Source organism: Pseudomonas sp. HMSC066A08, assembly GCF_001813025.1.
GTDB lineage: Bacteria > Pseudomonadota > Gammaproteobacteria > Pseudomonadales > Pseudomonadaceae > Pseudomonas > Pseudomonas aeruginosa.
Genome location: NZ_KV811371.1, coordinates 256,545 through 277,649 on the forward strand (window position 1 = coordinate 256,545; position 21,105 = coordinate 277,649).

Annotated in this window: 20 protein-coding genes and 1 riboswitch; of the genes, 6 read left to right on the forward strand and 14 right to left on the reverse strand. The window is 70.5% G+C overall.

From position 1 onward, the window contains the following. Nucleotides 1–35: 35 nt before the first annotated feature. The 8 genes from HMPREF2886_RS29700 to HMPREF2886_RS29735 all read right to left on the reverse strand — a co-directional run bounded on the left by HMPREF2886_RS29700 (nucleotide 36) and on the right by HMPREF2886_RS29735 (nucleotide 8,296). Nucleotides 36–1,070, reverse strand: a complete 1,035-nt coding sequence (locus HMPREF2886_RS29700) for a trans-3-hydroxy-L-proline dehydratase (RefSeq protein ID WP_039027957.1) — start codon at nucleotides 1,068–1,070, stop codon at nucleotides 36–38. Between the two features lie 25 nt (nucleotides 1,071–1,095). Next, complete coding sequence (locus HMPREF2886_RS29705) at nucleotides 1,096–1,818, reverse strand: amino acid ABC transporter ATP-binding protein (protein WP_003082555.1); 723 nt, start codon at nucleotides 1,816–1,818, stop codon at nucleotides 1,096–1,098. Next, complete coding sequence (locus HMPREF2886_RS29710; RefSeq protein WP_003082557.1) at nucleotides 1,815–2,459, reverse strand: amino acid ABC transporter permease; 645 nt, start codon at nucleotides 2,457–2,459, stop codon at nucleotides 1,815–1,817. The genes HMPREF2886_RS29705 and HMPREF2886_RS29710 overlap by 4 nt, the downstream gene beginning before the upstream one ends. Before the next feature lie 10 nt (nucleotides 2,460–2,469). After that, nucleotides 2,470–3,135 carry an amino acid ABC transporter permease gene (locus tag HMPREF2886_RS29715; protein WP_003082559.1) on the reverse strand — a complete coding sequence of 222 codons (666 nt, stop codon included), beginning with the start codon at nucleotides 3,133–3,135 and terminating at the stop codon, nucleotides 2,470–2,472. Next, nucleotides 3,135–4,877 (reverse strand): cis-3-hydroxy-L-proline dehydratase, encoded by a 1,743-nt coding sequence (locus HMPREF2886_RS29720; protein ID WP_070748921.1) that lies wholly within the window; start codon nucleotides 4,875–4,877, stop codon nucleotides 3,135–3,137. The genes HMPREF2886_RS29715 and HMPREF2886_RS29720 overlap by 1 nt, the downstream gene beginning before the upstream one ends. A 58-nt stretch (nucleotides 4,878–4,935) precedes the next feature. Next, complete coding sequence (locus HMPREF2886_RS29725) at nucleotides 4,936–5,757, reverse strand: ABC transporter substrate-binding protein (RefSeq protein WP_003082561.1); 822 nt, start codon at nucleotides 5,755–5,757, stop codon at nucleotides 4,936–4,938. A 257-nt stretch (nucleotides 5,758–6,014) separates the two neighbouring features. After that, complete coding sequence (locus HMPREF2886_RS29730) at nucleotides 6,015–6,812, reverse strand: AraC family transcriptional regulator (protein ID WP_039026964.1); 798 nt, start codon at nucleotides 6,810–6,812, stop codon at nucleotides 6,015–6,017. A gap of 41 nt (nucleotides 6,813–6,853) precedes the next feature. After that, the gene (locus HMPREF2886_RS29735) at nucleotides 6,854–8,296 is read right to left on the reverse strand and encodes an MFS transporter (RefSeq protein ID WP_042171062.1); all 1,443 of its coding nucleotides are present in this window, start codon (nucleotides 8,294–8,296) and stop codon (nucleotides 6,854–6,856) included. Between the two features lie 38 nt (nucleotides 8,297–8,334). Here HMPREF2886_RS29735 and HMPREF2886_RS29740 point away from each other — a divergent pair, with 38 nt between their 5' ends. The 3 genes from HMPREF2886_RS29740 to HMPREF2886_RS29750 all read left to right on the forward strand — a co-directional run bounded on the left by HMPREF2886_RS29740 (nucleotide 8,335) and on the right by HMPREF2886_RS29750 (nucleotide 10,436). After that, on the forward strand, nucleotides 8,335–9,279 hold the full coding sequence (locus HMPREF2886_RS29740; RefSeq protein ID WP_083318640.1) for a helix-turn-helix transcriptional regulator: 945 nt from the start codon (nucleotides 8,335–8,337) through the stop codon (nucleotides 9,277–9,279). A gap of 9 nt (nucleotides 9,280–9,288) precedes the next feature. Continuing rightward, nucleotides 9,289–9,978 (forward strand): helix-turn-helix transcriptional regulator, encoded by a 690-nt coding sequence (locus tag HMPREF2886_RS29745; RefSeq protein ID WP_070748924.1) that lies wholly within the window; start codon nucleotides 9,289–9,291, stop codon nucleotides 9,976–9,978. 89 nt (nucleotides 9,979–10,067) lie between these two features. Further along, on the forward strand, nucleotides 10,068–10,436 hold the full coding sequence (locus tag HMPREF2886_RS29750; protein ID WP_057389031.1) for a VOC family protein: 369 nt from the start codon (nucleotides 10,068–10,070) through the stop codon (nucleotides 10,434–10,436). 4 nt (nucleotides 10,437–10,440) lie between these two features. Here the strand turns inward: HMPREF2886_RS29750 and HMPREF2886_RS29755 are convergent, their stop codons facing one another. Next, nucleotides 10,441–11,307 carry a LysR family transcriptional regulator gene (locus tag HMPREF2886_RS29755; protein WP_033976758.1) on the reverse strand — a complete coding sequence of 289 codons (867 nt, stop codon included), beginning with the start codon at nucleotides 11,305–11,307 and terminating at the stop codon, nucleotides 10,441–10,443. A 99-nt stretch (nucleotides 11,308–11,406) separates the two neighbouring features. Here HMPREF2886_RS29755 and HMPREF2886_RS29760 point away from each other — a divergent pair, with 99 nt between their 5' ends. Continuing rightward, nucleotides 11,407–12,309: a DMT family transporter gene (locus tag HMPREF2886_RS29760; protein WP_070748926.1), complete on the forward strand. Its 903-nt coding sequence runs from the start codon at nucleotides 11,407–11,409 to the stop codon at nucleotides 12,307–12,309. Here HMPREF2886_RS29760 and HMPREF2886_RS29765 read toward each other — a convergent pair. The 5 genes from HMPREF2886_RS29765 to HMPREF2886_RS29785 form a co-directional block, all read right to left on the reverse strand. After that, entirely contained in the window at nucleotides 12,306–13,559 is a 1,254-nt protein-coding gene (locus tag HMPREF2886_RS29765) for an NAD(P)/FAD-dependent oxidoreductase (RefSeq protein ID WP_033976760.1), read from the reverse strand. The two genes, HMPREF2886_RS29760 and HMPREF2886_RS29765, sit on opposite strands and share 4 nt — an antisense overlap. Continuing rightward, on the reverse strand, nucleotides 13,556–13,792 hold the full coding sequence (locus HMPREF2886_RS29770) for a (2Fe-2S)-binding protein (RefSeq protein WP_033969075.1): 237 nt from the start codon (nucleotides 13,790–13,792) through the stop codon (nucleotides 13,556–13,558). The genes HMPREF2886_RS29765 and HMPREF2886_RS29770 overlap by 4 nt, the downstream gene beginning before the upstream one ends. Next, nucleotides 13,789–14,904: a D-hydroxyproline dehydrogenase subunit beta LhpB gene (gene lhpB, locus HMPREF2886_RS29775; protein WP_033976761.1), complete on the reverse strand. Its 1,116-nt coding sequence runs from the start codon at nucleotides 14,902–14,904 to the stop codon at nucleotides 13,789–13,791. Before lhpB ends, HMPREF2886_RS29770 begins: the two co-directional genes overlap by 4 nt. Continuing rightward, a complete protein-coding gene (locus HMPREF2886_RS29780; protein WP_033976762.1) occupies nucleotides 14,901–15,845 on the reverse strand; it encodes a 4-hydroxyproline epimerase in 945 nt (314 codons plus the stop codon). Before HMPREF2886_RS29780 ends, lhpB begins: the two co-directional genes overlap by 4 nt. A gap of 116 nt (nucleotides 15,846–15,961) precedes the next feature. Then, nucleotides 15,962–16,630 (reverse strand): GntR family transcriptional regulator, encoded by a 669-nt coding sequence (locus HMPREF2886_RS29785; protein ID WP_019371997.1) that lies wholly within the window; start codon nucleotides 16,628–16,630, stop codon nucleotides 15,962–15,964. A gap of 242 nt (nucleotides 16,631–16,872) precedes the next feature. On the opposite strand from HMPREF2886_RS29785, the gene HMPREF2886_RS29790 reads away from it, so the two are divergent. Next, nucleotides 16,873–18,912: an FUSC family protein gene (locus HMPREF2886_RS29790; RefSeq protein WP_070749015.1), complete on the forward strand. Its 2,040-nt coding sequence runs from the start codon at nucleotides 16,873–16,875 to the stop codon at nucleotides 18,910–18,912. Nucleotides 18,913–18,959: 47 nt separating this feature from the next. Then, a riboswitch (cobalamin riboswitch) is annotated at nucleotides 18,960–19,168 on the forward strand. Between the two features lie 95 nt (nucleotides 19,169–19,263). Beyond that, nucleotides 19,264–21,102, forward strand: coding sequence for a TonB-dependent vitamin B12 receptor (gene btuB, locus HMPREF2886_RS29795; RefSeq protein ID WP_070748928.1), 1,839 nt, complete (start codon nucleotides 19,264–19,266; stop codon nucleotides 21,100–21,102). Nucleotides 21,103–21,105: the final 3 nt, after the last annotated feature.

Here is a 21,105-nt window from a genome sequence, read left to right on the forward strand (position 1 = left end):
TCCGCCCGGCCGCTGCCTGCGGTCGGGCGGGGTGGTCAGCAGTGGCCGTCGGGCCAGGTGTCGGACAGCCGATAGCCTTGCGGCCAGGGATCGTCCGGGTCGAGCAGGTACTGGTGGATGCCGGTGATCCAGGCACGCCCGGACAGGCACGGGAGGATCGCCGGACGGCCGCCGAGTTCGGTCAGCGACTCGATGTGGCAGTGGAATTCCGAACCGATGATGGAGCGCCCGACGAAGCGTTCGCCGACCCGCAGCTGGCCTTTCGCCTGGAGCACCGCCATCCGCGCCGAGCAGCCGGTGCCGCAGGGCGAGCGGTCGATCTTGCCGGGGCGGATGACCACCGCGTTGCTCGCGCCGAGGACGCCGTCGCGGCGCTCCGGCGGTGCGGCCAACTGGCAGAAGGACAGATGGTCCCAGTCCGGGTTGGTCGGGTGGCGGAAGCCCAGTTGTTCGTTGGCCGCGTGGGTGATCTTCAAGCCGGTGGCGACCAGCTCGGCGGCTTCGTCGGCGCGCAGGGCGAAGCCCAGGCGCCGGGCGTCGGCGATGACGAAGCTGTCGCCGCCGTAGGCGGTGTCGACCTGTAGCGAGCCGAGGCCCTCGACTTCGATCCAGGCGTCGAGGCGGTCGGCGAACGACGGCACGTTGCGGATTTCCACCCGCTCGGCCTTGCCGTCGCGGCATTCCGCGCGGGCCTCGATCAGCCCGCCCGGCGCTTCCAGCAGCAGCCGGGTCAGCGGTTCGCGCATCGGCAGGATGCCGCTGTCGAGCAGTACGGTGGCCACGCACAGCGAATTGGAACCGGACATCGGCGGGGTGTCGGCCGGCTCCATGATGATCCAGCCCATCTGCGCGCGCGGGTCCTTGGCCGGCACCAGCAGATTGACGTGGCGGAACACCCCGCCGCGCGGTTCGTTGAGGACGAAGTTGCGCAGGTCCTGGTCTCTGGCGATCCAGCGCGACTGTTCCCAGAGGGTGGCGCCGGGCGGCGCGGCGACGCCGCCGACGATCACGTCGCCGACCTCGCCTTCGGCATGGCAACTGACGATGTGGACGATCCGCTGCGAACGCATGACTATCTCCTGTGCGGGGGCGGGCTCAGAGCACCGAGCGGAGGAATTCCACCGTCTCCGGCCGCTGCGGGTTGCCGATCACCTGGTCGGGGGTGCCGATCTCGTGGACCAGGCCATTGCGGAAGAACGCCACCCGGTCGGACACGTCGCGGGCGAAGCGGATCTCGTGGGTGACCAGGACCATGGTCATGCCTTCCTCGGCGAGCAGGCGCATGGTGTCCAGCACCTCGCCGACCAACTGCGGGTCGAGCGCCGAGGTGGCTTCGTCGAACAGCATGTAGTCCGGCGACATCGCCAGCGCCCGGGCGATCGCCATGCGCTGTTGCTGGCCGCCGGAAAGGCGCTGGGGGAAGACCTTGAGCTTGTCGCCGAGACCGACGTGGGTGAGTTGCTTCAGTGCCATCGCCTCGGCTTCGGCGCGGCTCTTGCCGAGCACCTTGCGCGGCGCGAGCATGACGTTTTCCAGCACGGTCAGGTGGGGGAAGGCATTCCACTGCTGGAAGACGATGCCGATCTTCCGCCGCAGGCGGTTGAGGTCGGTGCCGCGGGCATGCACGTCGATGCCGTCGACGCGGATGCTGCCGCGCTGGATCGGCTCAAGGCCGTTGATGCACATCAGCAGGGTCGACTTGCCGGAACCGGAGCCGCCGATGATCGACAGCACCTCGCCCTTGTCCACCCTCAGGTCGACGCCCTTGACCACCTCGAACTGGCCGTAGGCCTTGTGCACGTCGCTGATCTCGATCATTGCTGCCATCTCCGTTCCAGCCGGGCGCCGAGTCGCGCGACCACCCAGCTCATGAGGTAATAGACGAGCCCCGCGATGCAGAGCACGAAGAGCGGTTCCTGGATGCGCGTGACGATGGTCTGCGAGGCGCGCAGCAGTTCGACGATGCCGATCCAGAGCACCAGCGAGGTGTCCTTCATCACCGACAGGGTCAGGTTGACCCAGCCGGGGAAGGCCACCCGGGCGGCCATCGGCAGGACGATGTGGAACAGGTCCTGGCGATAGCTCAGGCCCAGCGAACGCGCCGCCCGGCGCACGCTCGGCGGTACCGAGAGGACGCCGCCGCGGACCACCTCGGTGCAGTAGGCGGCGGCGTACACGCCGAGCACCAGGCAGGCCACGGCGAAGGCGCTCCAGTCGAGGCCGAGGATGCTCTTGAAGGAATTGAGCAGGACGAACTGGATCAGCAGCGGCACGCTGCGGAATACGTCGAGCAGCGCCGCCAGCGGCAGGCTGGCGCGTGGCAGCAGGGCGCGGAGCAGGCCGAAGACGACGCCCAGCAGGGTGCCGATCAGCATCGCCATGGCGGTGATGGCGAGGGTGGTCCAGGCGCCTTGCAGGAGGAACAGCAGGTCGTTGGCGGTGAGGCTGGTGGTGAACACGGCATTCCCCTCAGTAACGGAACAGGCGCCAGCCCAGCAGGCGGGCGGCCAGCACCAGCAGCTTGGCCATGGCGAAGTAGAGGACGGCGGCCAGGGCGAAGTATTCGAAGGTGCGGAAGGTCTTGACGTTGAGCGCCTGGGTGACGCCGGTGAGGTCGTCGGTCAGGCCCACCACCACGCCGAGGGAGGTCATCAGCATGGCCCAGACCAACTGGTTGGTCAGCGGGTAGAACACCACCCGCAGCAGCTGCGGGATCACCACCAGGCGATAGGCCTGCGGCGCGCTCATGCCCAGCGAGCGGGCCGCCCGCAACTGGGTCTCGGGCACCGCCTGGAGGCCGCCGCGGAAGGTCTCGGCGAGGTAGCCGGCGTTGTTGAAGGTGACCCCGGCGAGCAGGGCGAACCAGGAACTGACGTGCAGGCCGAAGGAGCCCAGGCCGAAGTAGAGGATGTAGATCTGGAACAGCGCCGGGGTATTCCGCGCGATGGAGATCCAGGCTCCGGCGGCGGCGCGCAGCGGGCGGTTGCCGCCGAGCCGGGCGAAGGCCAGGAGCAGGGCGATGAGGATGCCGAAGAGCATCGACAGCGCGGTGACCTGGAGCGTCACCAGGCTGCCGGCGAGCATCTCCGGCAGGGCGTTGAACGCCGAGCGCCAGTGGAAGGTGTAGTCGAACATCAGCAGTCCTCGCTCAACCAGGCGGGCAGCCCGGCGGGGGCCCGCCCGCCGACGGCGGCCTCGACGCAGCCGGCGAGGCCGGCGAAGCGTACCTGGCGGCCGGTCAGCCCGGGGGCGTAGTGGGCATACTTGGCGGAGTTGGTCATCAGGGTGCGCGCGCCCGGCGGTACCAGCGGTTCGTCGAGCATGCACCAGCAGGTGTCGGTGACCAGCCGCGCGCCGAACGCCCGCAGCGTCGCCAGGTGCCCGGCCGCTTCGGCCTGGGCGACGACCTGCCGGCTGCTGGTGATCACCAGCGCTACCTCCGGGTGTCTGCGGCGGCCGTGGCAGAGCGCGGCGAGCTGGGCGAATTCGCTGGCGGAGAAGTGCGGGTTGCCCAGCGCCACCAGGTCGATCCGCGCCTCGCCGGCGCTGTCCAGCTCGCGCCAGGCGTCGCGCAGGCGCTCGCGACCGACCCGTAGGGTCCGCCGCGGCGCGCGGCCGCCGAAGGCTCTGGCCAGGTCGGGGGCTTCCGGGGTGACGCCGATGACGTGGAACATCGGCACCGAGGAACTGGTGCCCAGCGCCGCGCCGAACGCCTTGAGCGCGTCGCGGTCCGGCTGCCGCTGCCGCAGGCCGTCGATCGCCGGGATCTGTCCGTCGCAGAGCAGGCCGCAGAGGTAGCCGAGGGTCGGGTAGAAGGCATCGTCGATGCTGCCGAGGTCTTCCACTTCGATCAGTACCCGCGCCTGGCGCTGCTCGTCGAGATGGCAGCCGGCCAGCGGCGCGCGACCGGTGAGGGCGCAGCAGAGGTCCATGAAGTCGGCGTACTTGTTGGTGCGTGCGCCGAGCACGCTGTTGGCGAAGAGCACCGCGTTGGACTCGGCCCAGACGATCTGTTCGCCGGCCCGCGCGCTGTCGTCGAGCAGGTAGGGCGCGCAGGTGAAGCTGGGCTGCGCGCCCATGTCGAGATAGGCCTGGGCCTGGGCCGCGGCCGGTTCGCCGAGGGCGGCGGGTACGCCCTGTTCGCGCCAACGGCGCTGGTCCACGGAGATGGCGTTGAGGGTGGTCGGTACCCGCACCCGGGCACCGAGGTCGCGCAGGGTCTCGGCGAAGCGCAGGCCGGCCGGGCCGGTGTAGATGCAAGCGTCGATGTGCGCGCGCTGGATGTCGATCAGCCGTTGCGCGCCCTGCAACGCCGCCATGCGCAGGACGATGCACATCGCCAGGCGCGCGGCTTCGCCGTGTTCGCCGGCGAGCAGGGCCCGGTCGAAGGCGTCCAGTCGCGGGCCGGCATCGGTCGCCAGCGCTTCGGCGGGCCGGGCCTCCAGCGGCGGCGGGGGATCGCGGTGGAGTTCCAGGCGACCGTCGGCCAGGCGCGCCCAGGGATAGGCGGCGAGTTCGTCGAAGCGCTCGCCGAGACAGGCGATGGGTAGCGAGCGGCCGAACAGTTCCTCGGCGACGATGGCGCCGAGGGCGAGGATTTCGTCCGGTTCGCGCAGGAGGATCGCTGCCGGCGCACGTCCGCCGAGGATAAGTTCCAGCAGTACGCTGCTGCCGGTGCAGGAGCCGCGCCCACCGGGAATCGCCAGCAGCCTGCCGTGCAGATGGCGGCCGCTGAGCGGGTGGTGGCGGTCGATCACTTCCGCGCTGCGTGGGTCGACGCCGCCCCAGAAGCTCAGGCCGGTCGGTGCGTACAGCAGTTCGCCGGACGCGCTGCCGGCGACCAGGGTACGGGTAACGATGAGGTGTGCGTGCTTCATCGGCGCATCCAGGACGGGGGGAAACGGCGCGGCCCGGCGGCGGACCGCGCCCTCGGCTTCAGCGATAGACCGCGCTGGTGGTCAGCTCCGGCGCCGTGCCGCCGACCCATTTCTGCGCCAGCTCGGCGTAGCGGCCGGTGCGCACCTGCTGGTTGATGAACAGGTTCAGGTAGTTGAGCAGGCCGTATTCGTTGCGCTTGGCGCCGAGGGCCACGTAGTCGATGTCATAGGGCGCGTCGCCGGCGATCTTCAGGCCCTTGTACTTGCCCGACTTGATCCACGAGGCGGCGACGGTGGAAGAGACGACCGTGGCGTCGATATGCCCCTGGCTGATCGCCAGGGCGGTGTCGGCCTCGGACTGGTAGGCGCGGAAGCTGCCCTTGGCGTCGCCCCAGGCCTTGCTGTCCTTCTCCAGGGCCAGCGCCTCGAAGGTGCCGGCGGTGCCGCCGACCGGGCGGCCCTTGAGGTCCTCGTAGCTGGCGATGCCGGTGTCCTCGCGGGTCAGTACCACCTTGACGAAGGCGAAGTAGGGGATGCTCATGCCGATGGTCTTGGCCCGCTCCAGGGTGTCCGAGGTGGACGCGACGATCACGTCGGCGCGACCCGATACCAGCGCCGGGATGCGGTCGGGAAAGGGCGTCTCGACGATCTCCGCCTTGACGTCCAGGGCTTTCGCCAGGTCGTTACAGTAATCGACGTCGAAGCCCACCGGGTTGTTCTGCGCATCCCGCGAGCCCATCGGCGGAAAGTCCAGGGTGACGGCGCAGCGCAGCTTGCCGGACTCGATGATGTCGTCGAGCTTGTCGGCCTGGGCGAGACCGGCGAGAGAACAGCCCAGGGCGGCGGTGAGGGCTAGGGCAAGGGTCTTCTTGGTATTCATGGGGGCCTCTGGCGATGCGGTTGAGTGGGAGGGCGGCAAATCCCGTATTTGTAATTTCGTATACGATATTTTAAGTGAGCAATGGCTGTGCCAGAACCTCGTCCGACGGCGATAAAAAACCTTTCGCTGGAGCGCGACCGCTTTGGCTGGCGCGTCGCTGTGCCATGTCGCGCCGGACTGCGCCGCGATCGGGGGCGGCCGGCGGTGTTACAAAAGGGAGCAGGATTGCTACCGCCGCCCCCTGGCGGGGCGAGGCGTTACGCTTTTCGGGGCTGGCGATGGGTCTCGCGGTACTGGCTCGGCGAGAGTCCGGTGAGCGCCTTGAACTGGCGGCTGAAGGCGCTGTGGTCGGTGTAGCCGCAACGCAGGGCGATCTCGGTGATCGGCGCGTCGCCGGCGAGCAGTTGCGAGGCGGCGCCGAGCCGCGCCTTGTGGATCATCTGCCGTGGGGTGAGCTGGAAGATGCGCTTGCAGTGACGTTCCAGTTGCGCCACCGAGAGCCCGGCGATGGCAGTGAGATCGGCGAGGCTGAGCGGCTGGTCGTAGTGCTCGCGGATATGCGCATCCACCGCCGCCAGCCGGCCGTAGGCCGGGTGCGCCGACTGCGCCGCCGGCAGGTCGTGGGAGATGCCGGCCATGCCGATGATCGCCCCGTTGGCGTCGCGCAGCGCCTGCTTGTGGGTCAGGCACCAGCCCGGCTGGCGACCGGGATAGAGGTGCAGCTCCAACTGGTTCTCCAGCGTCGTGCCGCCGCGCAGCACGCGCCGATCCTGCTCGGCATAGAGCGGACCGAGGCTGGAAGGGAAGACCTCGTCGGCGCTGCGGCCGAGCAGTTCGGCCTTGTCCTTCACGCCGCAGCGGCGTGCCAGGGTGCGGTTGACCAGGACGTAGCGGGCGCGCTCGTCCTTGACGAAGAACACCACGCCGGGCATGGCGTCGAGCAGCGCCTCGACCTGGCGCAGGCTGGCCAGCAGGCTGGCGAGGTCGGCGGGGGGCGGGGCGGCGAGCAGGTCGTGCATCGGGGCGAAGGCCTGGCTGGGGGACCGCGCCAGCATACGGGGCGCCGGCGGCCGGGAACAGGGCCCGGCCGGGTGCCTCAGTTGCCCGGCGAGTCGCAGCGCAATGGCGCCGTGCGCACGCGGCGCAGGTAGAAGAGGCAGGTGGCGCCGAGCAGCAGCGTCATCAGGACGAACTCGACGGCCAGCGTCGTCTGCGTCGCTTCCAGGTAGTCGCCATGGCGCTCCAGCCTGTGCGCGAACACCGCGCCGAGCAGCGCCGAGCCGAGGCCGAGGGAGGCCTGCTGAACGGTGGCGAGCATGGCGCTGCCGGCGCCGGCCTGGGCGGCCGGCACTTCCGAGAGGCCGATGCGGAAGAAGCTGCTGACGATGAACGCCTGGCCGAAGCCGATCACCAGGGTCGCCGGCACCAGGTTGAGGATGCCCGGCTGCGGCCAGACCCGTTGCAGGGTCAGCATCAGGCCGAGCAGGCCGCACATCTGGATGACGCAGCCGAACAGCAGCAGGCGTACCGGGCCGATCCGCGCCGCCACCCGGGCGGTGAGCAGCGCCGAGACGAAGTAGGAGGCGCCGAGGGCGATGAAGGCATTGCCGGCCTGTACCGGCGAGAGACCGGCGCCGGCCTGCAGGGCCAGGGCAAGGGCGAACATGAAGCCGCTCCAGCAGGCGAAGAACAGGATCGCCAGCAACAGGCCGAAGCGGATGCTCGGCAGGCGCAGCAGCGACGGCGGCAGCAACGGCCAGGCCTGGCGGCGTTCCTGGCGCAGCTCGGTGCGCCACAGCCAGGCCAGCAGCGGCACCGCCGCCGCCAGCAGCAGGGCGCAGGGCCAGGACCAGTGCAGCGATGGGCCGAGAGCCAGCGGCAGCAGCAGGCAGAGGATCAGCGCGGCGAGCAGCAGGGTGCCCGGCGCGTCGACGCGGGCGGCATGCTCGGCGCGGGTCTCCGGTACCCAGCGGCGGCTGCAAAGGAGAATGCCGAGGCAGATCGGCAGGTTGATCAGGAACACGCTGCGCCAGCCGAGGCCGCCGATATCGGCGGAGACCAGGAAGCCGCCGAGCACCTGGCCGACGACGAAGGCCAGGCCGCCGATGGCGCCGTAGGCGGCCAGCGCGCGGGAATGCGCGTGGCCGCTGAGGCTGACATGCAGGGTGGCGAGGATCTGCGGCACGACCAGCGCCGCGCCGACGCCCTGCAGGGCGCGCGCCACCAGCAGCAGCCAGACCGAGCCGGCCAGCCCGCAAAGCAACGAGGCGACGGCGAACAGGGCGACGCCGAGATCGAACAGGCGGCGACGGCCGTAGTTGTCGCCAAGCCGGCCGCCCATCGCCAGGCACACGGCGAAGGCCACGCCGTAGACGGCGACGATCAGCTCCAGTTCGGTTTCGCTGGCGTCGAGGGAATGGGCGAGGGCGTCGAGGGCGACGTTGACGATGGAGAAGTCGATCATCGGCAACAGTTGCCCCGCCAGCAGGATGCAGAGCCCGGCGAGGCCGAGCCGCGACGACGAGACGGTGCTGGGCATGGGCGGAGTCCTTGTGCGGAGGGGAGTGGGCTGGCAGCATGCGCTTCTGGCTAACCCGGTACCAGTTCTTGCTTATCCTGGTATTGGCGCTACCCGTCTGCCCTCCGGAGGACTTCGCCATGCCCCTCGACGCCCCTGCCAGCCACTCTGCGGAAAGCCCCGCGCAGCCGTCCCGCGCCGAACAACTGGGGGCCTTCCTGCGCCGCCGGCGGGAAAGCATCGAGCCGCAGCGGGTCGGCATTTCCCGCCTCGGCCGCCGACGCACGCCGGGCCTGCGTCGCGAGGAGGTGGCGCAGCTCGCCGGGGTCGGCGTGACCTGGTACACCTGGTTGGAGCAGGGCCGCGCGGTACGTGCCTCGGAGCAGGTGATCGGAGCCATCGCCCGGGCCCTGCTGTGCAACGAGACGGAAACCCACCACCTGTTCAACCTCGCCGGGCTGGCCGCGCCGACCTCGGCGCGGCGGGCGGTCTGCGAGAAGCCCTCGGCCGCCACCCAGGCCATCCTCGACGCCCTCGACCCGTTGCCGGCCATGGTGCAGAACGCACGCTTCGACATCCGCGGCTACAACCGCGCCTACTGCCGGCTGGTGGGCATCGACCTGGCGGAGATCCCCGAGGAAGACCGCAACTGCATCTACCTGGCGCTGACCCACGAGCGCTGGCGCTACTGCATGGCCAACCGCGAGGAGGCGTTGCCGCGGATGGTCGGCTTCTTCCGCGCGGCAATGGTCGAGCGCATGGGCGATCCGCTGTGGGAGCGGCAGTTGCAGCGCTGCCTGGAGGCTTCGGCGGAGTTCCGCGAGATCTGGCGGCGCAACGAGGTGATGGGCATCGAGAACCAGCTCAAGCGCTTCCGTCATGCGCGCTGCGGCGAATTCGAACTGCAGCAGACCAACTGGTGGTCGGCGCCGAAGAACGGCGATCGCCTGCTGGTCTTCGTCCCCCTCGACGACCACGCCCGCGACTGCCTGGGCCGGTTGTGAGCTTCCGCCATGTCTCGTAGCCGGCTCCTGCTCGAGCTGCTGCAGATTCTCCGCCGGCACCGTTACCCGGTGGCCGGGCATGTGCTGGCCGGCGAACTCGGCATCAGCCTGCGTACCCTCTATCGCGATATCGCCACCCTGCAGCAACAGGGCGCGCACATCGAGGGCGGCGCCGGGCTCGGCTACGTGCTGCGCCCGGGGTTCGAGCTGCCGCCGCTGATGTTTTCCCTGGAGGAGGTCGAAGCCCTGGTGCTGGGCATGCGCTGGGTCGGCCGGCGTGGCGACCGACGCCTGATGCAGGCCGCCCGCGATGTACTGGCCAAGGTCGGCGCGGTGCTGCCGGCGGCCCTGCGCGAGGAACTGGAGAGCAGCACCCTATTGATCGGCCCAGCGCCGGCCAGCGAGATCGCCGACGAGCTGCTGGCCCGGGTGCGCGACGCCATCCGCAGCGAACATCGCCTGCGCTTCGGCTACCGCGACGCTCAGGGGCAGGCTTCGGAACGGGTGGTCTGGCCGTTCGCCCTGGGCTACTTCGAGCAGGCCCGCGTGCTGGTCGCCTGGTGCGAGTTGCGCCAGGCGCCGCGGCATTTCCGCCTCGACCGGATGGACGCGCTGCTCGATCTCGGCCAGCGTTACCCGCGCCGACGCCAGGCGCTGCTGCGCGAGTGGCGCGAGCGGGAGGGCATCGCCGCGCAGTGAGCGACTGCTGCCGGAAACTGACAGGCGTGCGTCCTAGCCTGTGCGCATCGAGCGACGATTCCCGTCGCCGTGCACCAGGAGATTCATCCATGATCGCCCCCAGCCTGCTCAACCTGTACGTCGACGATCCCGCGCGCAGCGCCGCCTTCTACCGGCGCCTGCTGGCGCGCGAGAGCGTCGAACAGTCCACCGAGTTCGCCCTGTTCGTCTGCGCCAACGGCTTCAAGCTCGGCCTCTGGGCCCGCGCCAGCGTGGCGCCAGCGAGCGCGGTGCGTGGTGGCGGCGACGAGCTGTGCTTCCAGGTCGATAGCGACGACGAGGTGCGGCGCCTGCACCAGCGCTGGCACGAACAGGGTGTGGAGATCGTCCAGGCGCCGCAGTCGATGGACTTCGGCTACACCTTCTGCGGCCTCGATCTCGACGGCCACCGCCTGCGGGTCTACTGCCTGGCGCTGTAGCGGCTCAAAGCCGGAACTCCTCGGCGATCAGCTCACCGAGACGCTCCAGCGCCGGCGGCCGGTCACCCGGAGCGAAGGCCAGGCGAATGCGGTGGGCGGGCAGTTCGGCGAAGCCCTCCGCCGGCCCCAGCACGCGCATCGTCGGGCCGACCCGCGCACGGTCGATCACGCCGATCGCCAGGCCGCCCTCGATGGCCGCTTCCAGCGCCGCCGTGCCGGGACTGCTGACCACCGTGCGCCAGCGCCGGCCCGTCGCGCCGAGGGCTTCCAGCAGCGCCTGCCGATAGGGACAGCCATGCCCGTGCAGGGCCAGCGGCAGCGGACGTTGCGGGTCGATCCGCAGGCCGTGGCCGGCGACCCACACCGGCTGGGTGCCGCCGATCTCGCGGGAGTGCCCGTCGTACGGGGTTTCGTCTTGCGCTTGTACCAGCAGGGCGAGGTCCAGCTGGCCACGCCGCAGGCGCCCGGCCAGCCTGCCGCTGGCGTCGGTGAGCACCTCCAGCTCCAGCGCCGGCAGTTCCGCACCGAGGCGCGGCAGGAGGCGGCCGAGCAGCTTGCCGGCGTATTCCTCGGAAATGCCGAAGCGCACGCGCAGCGGCTCTTCCCGTCTGCGCAACCCGGCGAGCACGCGGTCGTGGGTCTCCAGCAGCTCGGCGGTCTGGCGCTGGAAACGCTGCCCCAGCGGGGTCAGCCGCACCGACTGGTTGTCGCGCTCGAACAGCCGGCCGCCGGCCAGTTCCTCCAGGCGCCGGACGTGGGTGCTCACCGCCGAGGGGCTGCGGTTGAGGTGGCTGGCCGCGGCGAGAAAGCGGCCGAAGCGCAGGATGGCATGGAAGGTACGCAGCAGCTCGATATCCAGGTTGGCGCTCATGGTTCCGATTTCCTGCATGACTGGTGCAGATAGTTTCGTTTGATAGTAGCGGCGGAGGCCGCCTAGCCTCGACTCGAACCTGACCGACGGAGGCGAGCGATGCGCGCGACCACCTGCACCCCGCGAGCGATGCCCGGGGCGACCCGCCTGCTGGCCGTGCAACTGGGCATGGTACTGGCCTGGAGTTCCGGCTTCGTCGGCTACCGCTATGCCATGGAGCAGGCGCCGGTGTTCCTCACCAGCTTCTGGCGCTTCGCCGTCTGCCTGGCGTTGCTGCTGCCCTTCGCCTGGGACGGGCTGCGCCGGTTGTCGGCGCGCCAGTGGCGGCGCCAGGCGCTGATCGGGGCGTTGGCCTACGCGGGCTACATCGCGCCGATCGCCAAGGCCATCGAACTCGGCGTCTCGCCGGGCGTGGCGGCGCTGATGGCCGACCTGTTGCCGCTGCTGGTGGCCTTGCTGGCGCTGCTCCTGCCGGGGCAGCGAACGCGGCCGGGGCAGTGGCCGGGGATCGCCCTGGGCGTCGCCGGGGTGCTCTGGGCCGGGCATGCGGCGCTGGCGCTGGGGCGGGCACCGGGCTGGGCCTACGGCCTGCCGCTGCTGGGCATGCTGGCGCTGGCCCTGGCCACCCTGTTGCAGAAGCGCTGGGACGACGCGCCGGGATCGCTGGCCGTGGTGCTGTTCGTGCAGATCGGCGCCGCACTGCCGGCGTTCGCCGGCCTGGCGTTGGCGGAGGGTAGCCTGCGGCCGCCGCTGTCCGGCGGATTCCTGTTCGGGCTCGCCTGGCTGGTGCTGCTGCCCACCTTCGGCGGCTACGGCCTGTACTGGCTGGGCCTGCGCCATCTTTCCGCACAGGGCGGCAGCGCGGCGCTGTACCTGAGCCCGGCGCTGACCCTGCTATGGGCGCACTGGATGTTCGCCGAGCCGCTGACACCCATGCTGCTGGGTGGCCTGCTGCTGTCGCTGGCCGGCCTCGGCTGGCTGTATCGCGCCGAGCGTCGCTAGCCGGCGTCGCCCTGCCAGCGGGCCAGGGTCTCCAGGCGCGCCGGGCTGAACGGCGGACGTGGCGCCGGAGGCGTCCAGCCGAACAGGAATTGCGTGGCGCCGCCGCATATCCGCCCCTGGCAGGCACCCATGCCGCAACGGCTGTGCAGCTTGGCCTCGGTCCAGCCGGCGTGTCCGGCCAGCGCGGCCAAGGGGACGTCTTCGCAACGGCAGACCAGGGTATTCGCGTCCGCCAGTTCGCGCAGTTCGGCACGCAGGGCGAAATGGCGCGCGAGGCTGTCGGCGAAGCCCTGCCAGCGTCGCCGTCGTGGCCACAGGCGGCGAGCCGCGTCGCGCTCGTCGACGGCGGCATGGCCGGCGATGGCGCCTTCCACCAGGGCCAGTTCGCTGCCGCCGAAGCCAGTGCATTCGCCGGCGGCGTAGTGGTCGGGCAGGCTGCCGGCCTGCCATTCGTCGACGGCGAGCGCCGGGCCGTCGAGGCGATAGCCGAGGGCCTGGCCGAGTTGCACGTTGGGCACCAGGCCGAAGCCACAGGCCAGGCGTTCGCAGGCGATCTCGCGGACCCGCCCGCCTTCGCGCAGGCGCACGGCTTCCAGATGCTCCTCGCCGAGGGCGGCGAGCACGTAGCTGTCGGCGCGGTAGCTGCGCGCGAACAGACCGGCGGCCTGCCACAGCTTGCCGGGCCAGCGCGGCAGGCGCATGGCGAAGGCGGCCAGGGTTCTCGCCGGCGCCTGTTCGGCGATGCGCAGCAGACGCGCCCCGCACTGGCTGGCGCTGGCGGCGCTGGCCAGCAGCAGCGGGCCGGAGCCGGCCACCACCAGGCGCTGGCCGGCCAGTGGCAGGCCGCCCTTGGCCAACGCCTGCAGGCCGCCGGCGCCGGTGACGCCGGGGAGGGTCCAGCCGGGAAACGGTAGCAGTAGTTCGCGGGCACCGGTGCAGAGGACCAGGCGTCGGTAGCCGACCTGCCAGCCGCGTTGCGGGTCTTCCAGCAACAGGCGCCTGCCGGGACCGCAGGCGATCACCCGGGTCGCCGGGAAGTGCTCGACATTGGCCTGCCCGGCCAGGCGTTGGCGCATCTGATGGGCACGCGGCGGCAGGCTGGCGCGCGGGCCGTCGCGCCAGATCTGTCCGCCGGCGGCCGGGTTGTCGTCGACCAGGGCGATGCGCGCGCCGCTCGGCGCGGCGGCCAGCGCTGCGGCCAGGCCGGCGGGGCCGGCGCCGACGATCAGCAGGTCGTAGTCGGCGCTCATGCCCGGGTCTCCACGTGCATGCCGGCTTGGCAGAGGGTCTGGCAGGCCAGGCGTCGCCGACCGTCGATCGTTACCCGGCATTCCTGGCACGCGCCCATGCCGCAGAACGGCGCGCGCCGCCCGCCGCCGACCGCGCTGCGGGAACAGCCGTCGCCGCCGAGGGCGAGGGCGGCCGCCACGCTGGTGCCGACGGCGACCCGCAGCGGACGCCGGTCGATGAACAGTTCGATCATGGACGGGCACTCCCGGAGCTGGAGAGGAAACGTTGCGGCAGATAGGGCGTGGGATCCAGCGGCGGCGCTTCGCCCAATAGACGGGCGGCGAGCAGGCGCGCGCTGCCGGGCGCTGTGGTCACGCCCAGGCCCTCATGGCCGACCGCCAGCCACAGGCCCGGCTGCGCCGGGTGCTCGCCGAGCAGCGGCAGGCCGTCCGGAGTGGCGGCGCGGAAGCCGGTCCAGGCACGGATCGCATTGAGGCCGGCGAGCCCCGGCAGGTAGTCCAGGGCACGCCGCAGCATGCGCGCCAGCACCGGGCCTTCCACCTGCGGGTCGAGCGTGTCGAATTGCCGCGAAGAGCCGAGGAAGACCTGCCCGGTGGGCCGTGGCTGGGCGTTGAAGGCTACCGAGGTACCGCTGCTGGCGTGGGCGCTGCTGACGTAGCCGAGTTCCACCAGTTGATGGCGGAGGGTGCCGGGATAGCGATCGGTGATCAGCAGGTGGCCCTTCTTCGGGCGGATCGGCAGTTCCGCGCACAGCTCGCCGGCGTGGATGCCATTGGCCAGTACCAGCGCCTCGGCGCTGAGCCAGCGGCCGTCGGCCAGGCGCAGGCGGCTGCCGTCCACTTCGCTGACCTCGGCGTGCAATCGGCGCAGGCGCGGGCCGGCTCGTTCGAGCAGCCAGCGCGCCGCGTTGGGCGCGTAGAGGATGCCGTCGCCCGGCACCTTCAGGGCGCCGGTGAGGCCTGGCCGCAAGGCCGGTTCCAGGGCACGCAGGCGCGCGGCGTCGAGCATCTCGCAGGCGACGCCGGCGGCCAGCAGGGCCTGGCGCTTGCGCTCGGCTTCGGCGAGTTCGGCGGCATCGGCGGCCAGCCAGAGGGTGCCGCAGCCGCGATAGGCGCAATCCTCCGGCAACTCCGCTGCCCAGGCACGCCAGGCCTGGATGGAATAGTCGCTGAGGGCCAGTTCGGCCGGGTTATCGTCCATCGCCACCAGATGCCCCATGCCCACCGCGGTGGCGCCGCCACGGCGGCTGTCCAGCACCAGTACGTCGAGGCCGCGACGCGCCAGTTCATGGGCACAGGCGCTGCCGACGATGCCGGCGCCGACCACGATGACCTCGGCGTTCACCGGCGAATGCCCCAGGCGAACGGATCGTCGTCCGCCAGCAACAGGGTGGCTTCCGCGCTGACGTGGGCGCGGCCGCGGATGGTCGGCACGATGCGCCCGCCGGGCTGGCCGTCGAGCCATTCGTAACGCCCCTCGAACTGGCTGCCGATCACGCTCGCCTGGCGCCAGGGCTGGCCGGGCAGCAGCTTGCCGTCGGCGGCCAGGCAGGCCAGCTTGGCGCTGGTGCCGGTGCCGCAGGGCGAGCGGTCGTAGGCCTTGCCGGGACAGAGCACGAAGTTGCGGCTGTCGGCGTGGGGGTCGTCGGCGAACAGTTCGATGTGATCGATGGCGCCGCCGTCCTCGCCGCGGATGCCCTGGTCTTCCAGCGCCTGCTGGACGGCGACGGCGTAGGCGGTGAGGGCGTCGAGGTTGTCGCCGGCGATGCGCTGGCGGTGTCCGGCGACCAGGAAGAACCAGTTGCCGCCCCAGGCGATGTCGCCGCTGACCCGGCCGATGCCGGGCACTTCGACGCTGACCTGGCGACGGTAGCGGTAGGCCGGCACGTTGCGCACGCTGACCGAGCCGTCCTCGTGGAGGGTCGCCTCGACCTCGCCGACCGGCGTCTCGATGCGGTGCACGCCGGGGCCGATCCGCCCGAGGTGCGCCAGCGAGGCGACCAGGCCGATGGTGCCGTGGCCGCACATGCCGAGGTAGCCACTGTTGTTGAAGAAGATCACTCCGGCACAGGCTTCGGGATCGACCGGTGCGCAGAGCAGGGCGCCGACCAGTACGTCGCTGCCGCGCGGTTCGAGGATGCAGGCGGCGCGCCAGGCGTCGTGGCGCTCGCCGAGCAGGCGCCGGCGCTCGGCCATGTCGCCGTGGCCGAGATCGGGAAAGCCGCCGATGACCAGGCGGGTGGGCTCGCCGCCGGTATGCGAATCGATGATGCGGATGCGTTGCATGGTGGCCCTCGCCTGTACCGGGGAATGCGCCACAGGGTGGCGTTTCGGTGGGGCGGGGCGCTTGAGGGTTTTCGCTCAGGCGGATGACGAAAACGGCATAGCCGGGATGGCCCGGCTCAGGTGCTGGCCGGGCGGTTCGGCAGGTGTTCGTAGAGGGTCCGGCAGACCCCGACGATATGTGCCTCGATCAGTGCCGCGGCCCGTTCGGCATCGCCGGCGCGACAGGCGGCGACGATCTCGCGGTGTTCCTGGTCGGCGCGCTGCTTGCCTTCGGACAGGCTCATCTGCATGCGCAGGTAGCGTTCCAGCTTGTCGTGGATGGAGCGGATCAGGTTGACCAGGAACGGCCGCTGTGCCGGTTCGTAGAGGCAGGCGTGCAGTTGCCAGTTGAGTTCGGCCCAGCGGCCGACGTTGTCTTCGCCGACGAAGTCGGCGCAAATCGCCTCGGCGCGGGCGAAGGTGGCCTCGTCCATGTTCGGCACCGCCAGGCGGATCGCCTGCGCCTCGAGCAGCACCCGCACTTCGAACATCTGCGCCAGCTCCGGTTCGGAAATGCGCGTCACTACCGCGCCCTTGTTGCGCTGGAACAGCACCAGGCCTTCCGCCTCCAGGCGCTTGAGGGCCTCGCGGACGGGAATCTTGCTGACGTTGAAGAGTTGCGCGATGTCGTCCTGGCGGATCGGTTCGTCCTCGGCGAAATGCCCGGCGATGATCGCTTCGCGCAGGTGCTTGGCGATGATCTCGGAGGCCGAGGGGGCGATGCCCAGGTTAGGGGCGTTGAGCATGGAGAGAGGCAAGCGGGGCAACCTGCGTGGCTATGGGAAAATGCTGAATATTGTATACGAAGGCTCGACGGGTGCCGTTGCCGGCTGGCGCTTTCTGCGTGGGCGGATTCGCCCGGGGTATTCGGGGCGATGGTTGAATTTCGCAGGGCGAAACGCCTTTCTGAAAAGTTCCGGAAGCGTCTGGACAAGAAAATAGTAGCTTGCTAATAATTCGCTCGCTTATGTATTTCAGGGCGCCTGCGATGGCCAAGCCTTCCTTTCTTTCCTCGGACCTGCTTCAGGTGCTGCTGTGCCCGCGCCTGCACGAACTGCAGTTCGCCGTGAAGGCCCTGCTGGCCGGCGGGTTGGCCCTGTACCTGGCCTTCAGCCTGGAGCTGGAGCAGCCGCAATGGGCATTGATGACGGTGTTCGTGGTCAGCCAGCCCTATAGCGGCATGGTCCTGGCCAAGGGCATGTTCCGCCTGCTCGGTACCTGCGCCGGCGCGCTGGTGTCGATCGGCATGGTCGCCCTCTATGGCCAGGCGTCGCTGCCCTTCCTCCTGCTGATGGCGCTCTGGCTGGCGTTCTGTACCGCCGGCGCGTCGCTGCTGCACAACCATGCCTCCTACGGTTTCGTCCTGGCCGGCTATACGGCGGCCATCGTCGCCCTGCCGGCCAGCGCCGATCCGGCGACGGTGTTCGACCAGGCGGTGGCCCGCTGCTCGGAGATCGGCCTGGGCATCCTCTGCGCGGCGCTGGTGAATGTGCTGCTCTGGCCGCGGCGCCTGGAGCGCCAACTGGCGAACCAGGGCAAGGCGGCCTGGGAGGCCGGCTTGCAGGCGGCCGCGGCGGAGCTGCGCGGCGCCGACGAACGCGCCGAATTGCTCGCGGCGCTGGGGCGGATCGCCGCGGCGGACGCCCAGCGCGACCACGCCTGGTTCGAGGGTGCGCTCGGCCGCGCCCGTTCCCAGGCCTTGCGCGTGCTAGGCCTCGACCTGCTCGGCCTGCTGCGCGCGGCGCGCAAGGTGGCTCGCGAGCGGAGGCTGCTCGATCCGGCCAGCGCGCACGCCTTGCAGCCCTGGCTGGAAGAACTCGAGGCACTGTTGCGCGAGGGCCGCCAGGCCGAGTTCGAGGCCTGCCGGCAGCGCTTGCGCCTGGCGCTGGACGCGGCGCACGGACAGTTGCACCTGTGCCTGGTCTGCCTCGAACGCCTGCTCGGCGAGGCGAGGGCGGCCGGGCGCAGCGTCGAGGCGCTGGTCTATGGCGCGCCCACCCGCCAGGCGCCGGGCGCCATCGCCTGGCACCGGGACATCGAGCGCGGCGTGCTGTTCGGCCTGCGCAGCGCCCTGGCGTTCCTCTGCGTGGCCGCGTTCTGGCTGGCCAGCGCCTGGCCGAGCGGGTTGGGCGCGGTGTCGATCACCGGGGTGGTGCTGAGTCTCTTCGCCAGCCGCGACAACCCGGCCCAGGCCGGCCTGAACTTCCTTCGCGGGATCCTCCTGTCGATCCCGCTGGCCGGCTTCGTCGCATTGTTCTACCTGCCCGGCGTGGACGGTTTCCCGCTGCTCTGCCTGGGCCTGGGCGTACCGCTGTTCTTCGCCGCGCTGTGCGTGAACCGGGCGAGCCTGGCCGGGATCGCCTCGCCGTTCTGCATCTTCTTCGTGAAGAACGTCGCGCCGAGCAACAGCATGAGCTACGACCTCGCGCACTTCCTCAACAACGCCCTGTCGACGGTGCTCGGGGTGGCCTTCGCCGTGCTGGTGTTCAACCTGGTCAGCCTGCGGCCGGGCGAACGCCATTACCGGCGCATGCTGCAGGCCACCCTCGGCGACCTGGCGCGGCTCACCCTGCGCTCGCCGGCGCAGGCCGAGGCCTGGTTCGGTGGGCGCACCGCGGATCGCCTGATCCGCCTGGCGCAGCGCTACGACCGTTTGCCGGAGGGGCGCCGCCAGCCCTGGTCGGACGGCCTGATGGGACTCGACTTCGGCGACGAGCTGCTCTACCTGCGGCAGTGCCTGGAGGAGGTCCCGGTGTCCCTGGCGCAGGCCCGCGACAGCTACCTGCGGCGCCTGCGCCTGGCGCTGCTGGGCGATGGCCCGCGGGCCGAGCGTGAACACGCCCTCGACCCGCCGACCGCGCGCCTGCTCAAGGCCCTGGCCGCCAGCCCGCTGGCCGGCAGCGAACGCGGCGAGCTGGCCGGCGCCGCGCTGGTGCAGTTGCAGGCCACCTGGCGGCAGTGGTGCCGCAGCCATGCCCCGGCCGGGACGACGCTGCGCACGGACCCGCTCCCCGGAGCCGGGCGCTAGTTCTGCGGCGGCCGCCCACATTGACCGCGCAAGCCCCGAACCACTAAGCTGCGCGCCTTGCGACAGGTGCCCCGCAAGGGGTGAAACAGGGAAGCTGGTGCGTTCCTTCGGAACCAGGCCAGCGCTGCCCCCGCAACGGTAGGCGAATCAGACAGCCGCTCGATGACCACTGTGCTCCGGCATGGGAAGGCGCGGCTGGAAGCGTCCAGCGCTTCGCTCGCGAGCCCGGAGACCGGCCTGACGCATCCACGGCATCGCGGAGGGCGCTGTCGGACGTCTCCTGCCGTCGCTTCGTCCTCCGTCTGCCTCAACCCAGGTCGCGCGGGTGAGAGCGACGGAGCAGCGCAGAGCATGAACAGAGTTTTCCTGACCCCGGCAGCCGTGGCGCTGTGCGGCGCGTCTTCCCTGAGCCTGGCCGAACCGGTCAGCCTTGCCGACCAGGTGGTGACCGCCACCCGTACCGCCCGGACCGCTGCCCAGAGCCTGGCGGCGGTGAGCGTCATCGACCGCGAGGATATCGAGCGCAGCCAGGCGCGCAGCGTGCCGGAGCTGTTGCGCCAGGTACCCGGCGTGTCGCTGGCGAACAACGGCGGTTTCGGCAAGAACACCACGCTGTTCCTGCGCGGCACCGAGTCCGACCATGTACTGGTGCTGATCGACGGCATCAAGGTCGGCTCGGCCAGCGCCGGCCTCACCGCGTTCCAGGATTTGCCGGTGGAGCTGATCGAGCGCATCGAGGTGGTCCGCGGGCCGCGTTCCAGCCTGTACGGCTCGGAGGCCATCGGCGGGGTGATCCAGATCTTCACCCGGCGCGGCGACGGCCAGGGCGCCAAGCCGTTCTTCTCCGCCGGCTACGGCACCCATCAGACCCTGGAGGGCAGCGCCGGGGTCAGCGGTGGCGCCGGCAACGGCTGGTACAGCCTCGGGGTGAGCAGCTTCGATACGGCGGGGATCAATACCAAGCGCGCCGGTACCGTGGGCTACGAGCCGGACCGCGACGGCTACCGCAACCTGTCCGGCAACCTGCGCGGCGGCTATCGCTTCGACAATGGCCTGGAACTCGACGGGACCCTGCTGAGGGCCAAGTCGCATAACGATTACGACCAGGTTTTCAACGGTTCCGGCTTCGGCACCAACTCCGACAATGAGCAGAACCTGATTGGCGGCCGCGCCCGCTTCACTCCGCTCGATCCCTGGCTGGTGACCCTCCAGGCCGGGCGCAGCGAGGACAAGGCCGATGCCTATCAGGATGGCCGTTTCTACTCGCGCTTCGATACCCGTCGCGACAGCCTGTCCTGGCAGAACGACCTGACCCTGGCCGAAGGCCATGTGCTGACCCTCGGCTACGACTGGCAGAAGGACGAGATCGGCAGCAGCGAAGCCTTCAGCGTCGACTCGCGGCTGAACAAAGGCTGGTTCGCCCAGTACCTCGGCCAGTACGGTCGCCAGGATTGGCAACTGAGCCTGCGCCGCGACGACAACCAGCAGTTCGGCGTGCACGACACCGGCAGCGCCGCCTGGGGCTACGCGCTGAGCGACGCGCTGCGCTTCACCGTCAGCTACGGTACGGCATTCAAGGCGCCGACCTTCAACGAACTCTACCTCCCCGACTACGGCAATCCCGACCTGGACGCCGAGACTTCGCGCAGCCTGGAGGTCGGCCTCAGTGGTACGCACGACTGGGGGCACTGGGCGGTGAATGCCTATCGTACGGACATCGACTCGCTGATCACCTATACAACCCGTCAGGGGCTTTATGTGCCGTTCAACATCGACGAAGCGCGCATCCGCGGCGTCGAACTGGTCCTCGGCAGCCAGTGGCTGGGCTGGGACTGGAACGCCAACGCGACCTTCCTCGACCCGCAAAACCGTTCCGGCGGCGTCAACGACGGCAACGAGCTGCCGCGCCGGGCACGGCGGATGTTCAACCTGGAACTGGACCGGCGCTTCGAGCGTCTTGCGCTGGGCGCCAGCGTGCACGCCGAAGGCCGACGCTATGATGATCCGGCCAACAAGGTGCGCCTGGGCGGCTACGCCACCCTCGACCTGCGCAGCGAGTACCGGCTGAACGACGAATGGCGCCTGCAGGGCCGGATCGCCAACCTGTTCGGTGCCGACTACGAAACCGCGTACGGCTACAACCAGCCTGGCCAGGCGGTCTACCTCAGCGTGCGCTACCAGGCCCTGTAAGGC